4 protein-coding genes and 1 pseudogene are annotated in these 1934 nt (G+C 52.0%); all 5 read left to right on the top strand.

Translation table 11 applies throughout. The features are described from left to right. Positions 1-209, top strand: a pseudogene (locus T370_RS25445) (hypothetical protein); the annotation flags it as partial. 21 nt (positions 210-230) lie between these two features. Then, positions 231-614: a regulatory protein GemA gene (locus T370_RS0121750; protein WP_248604302.1), complete on the top strand. Its 384-nt coding sequence runs from the start codon at positions 231-233 to the stop codon at positions 612-614. Continuing rightward, on the top strand, positions 601-1050 hold the full coding sequence (locus T370_RS0121745) for a Mor transcription activator family protein (protein ID WP_051643944.1): 450 nt from the start codon (positions 601-603) through the stop codon (positions 1048-1050). Before T370_RS0121750 ends, T370_RS0121745 begins: the two co-directional genes overlap by 14 nt. Continuing rightward, complete coding sequence (locus tag T370_RS0121740) at positions 990-1613, top strand: hypothetical protein (RefSeq protein WP_162177155.1); 624 nt, start codon at positions 990-992, stop codon at positions 1611-1613. The genes T370_RS0121745 and T370_RS0121740 overlap by 61 nt, the downstream gene beginning before the upstream one ends. Positions 1614-1719: 106 nt before the next feature. Continuing rightward, on the top strand, positions 1720-1934 hold a 215-nt coding region (locus T370_RS23310), incomplete at its 3' end, for a putative holin (RefSeq protein ID WP_034507581.1).

Below are 1934 nucleotides of genomic sequence, written 5' to 3'. Positions count from 1 at the left end.
CGGGCGGCGAGATCACGCCCGTGACCGTGCCGGATCTTCCTGTAAAGACCCGCGTCAAAGTGCCGCGCGGCGTACCGGGCGCGTCGCCCGTCTGGACGGGTTACGTCGCCAGCGCGCCCATCCGGGCCGCCGATGGGCGTTGGTATGTCGCCGTCATGGTGTACGGCGGCGTTGAGCTTCACCCTGTCGACAACCTTGTGAGGTGCTGAATGGAATCGCGCAAGTCGCTTATGGCAAAGATACATATCGCACAGAAAGACCTTGGGCTTGATGAAGATACCTATCGCGCCATGCTGTTCAATTTGACAGGCAAAATCTCGGCTGCATCCTGCACGGATCGCCAGCTTGTTGCGGTTATCGCCGCCCTGCGCAAGCGCGGATGGAAAGGGAGCCTCCCAAAGGCCCCGAAGGTTCGCCCGGAATTTGCGGAACTGCTCAAGAAAATCAATGCGCTTCGCCTTGAAACCAAAAAGCCGTGGGCATACGTCGAGGCGATCGCCAAACGTATGTACGGCGTGGGGCTTTCTTGGCTTGACGGCGAACAGCTCGGCGGCGTGATCACGGCTCTGGTCAAGCACCAGCGGGCGCAGGAAAACGGCAATGCTGGCGCTTGAGACGCTTCCCGCTTCCCTGCGCGATATGGCGGACAGGCTCGGCTTGCCCGCCGTGTCGTATCTGGTGGAAAAGCTTGGAGGCACTACGATCCCGGTTCCCCTGCGCGCGTCCGCGATCGGCGAAGCCCGCTATCGCCGTCTGTGCGAAACCATCGGCAAGGAAATCGCAACAGCCCTTTGCCGTGAATATGGAGGGGTGTCGCTGTATATACCTAACTGCCGTTCGACGATCATGGACGCCCGCGACGCCGAGTTAATAGCGTTTCGCAACGCTCTGGCAAAGCAGGGCATAACCGAGCGGGAAATAGTCGAAAAGCTGGCCCGGCGCTATCAGTTGTCTGATAGGCAAGTCTGGCGTATCCTCAAACGAGTGCCATGCCAGACGGCAAACGCGCCGCTGTTTGGTCAGGGGGTGGAACAGGCGCGGTTATGGTGAGGATGGGGATTATGCGCTATTTCCGGCCCTACTTGTCTATTTTACTGATTTTCGTGTTCTGCTCCCTGTGTCATGCCAAATCGCAACTAGGTAAATTAACTGAAGATAAGATGAATGAAGTGTTGCCCATGATGGCCAAGATGGATGATTCATGGACTCTCACAAAGACAGATGAAGTTAATGAGGAAAATTTTATATCAAGATCGTATGAATTTTCACATACATTTTCACTCATATGGAGAGGAAAACCTTCTGGAGAAGTAGAAGATATTATTATAGTTATAACTTTTGACAAAAAAATACCTAAAGAACTAGCTGTATTAAAATGGATGGATGAGTCAAAGACAGCGGTTGATATGCTTGGCGCTATAGCAATAAAAAACTATCTTGATTCAGAATATAGTGAAATCAGAGAAAACTTCGTCAAACGTCTATCTCTTGAAAACAATGAAATTATCAATGGAAAGAAAGAAGAAGCTGACATAAAAAAACAACATATGAAATTTTCAGCACTATTATCTCTAGAAGCAGGAACTTATCTTCTTTGTGCCGAAGGCTATTAACCCCCGCTGACATCCGTCAACTAGCCTGAATCCCCGTCGCTGCTACTTTGTAGCAGTCCGGGGATTCCTCTTTCTGGAATCCCGCAAACCCGCAGGGGGATTCCCGATGAAGCTCTTTATCAGACTGCTCAATCCGCGTTTTCAGTTCTTCTTTTTCGCCGTTCTGGCGCTTTTTGTGACCGGCCTTGTGGCTTTCTGCTCGCCTGAACAGTTCCCGATCGTCCGTTACAAGCTCTCGCTCGGTATGCTGGCCGCCGTAATCGCCGTCTTTTTCGATATGGCGGCGTTTCCTTACGCTTCGCCCGACTCGTACCTTGACGA

The sequence above is a fragment of the Bilophila wadsworthia ATCC 49260 genome (assembly GCF_000701705.1).
GTDB lineage: Bacteria > Desulfobacterota > Desulfovibrionia > Desulfovibrionales > Desulfovibrionaceae > Bilophila > Bilophila wadsworthia.
This window is presented reverse-complemented; position numbering and strand designations above follow the sequence as displayed.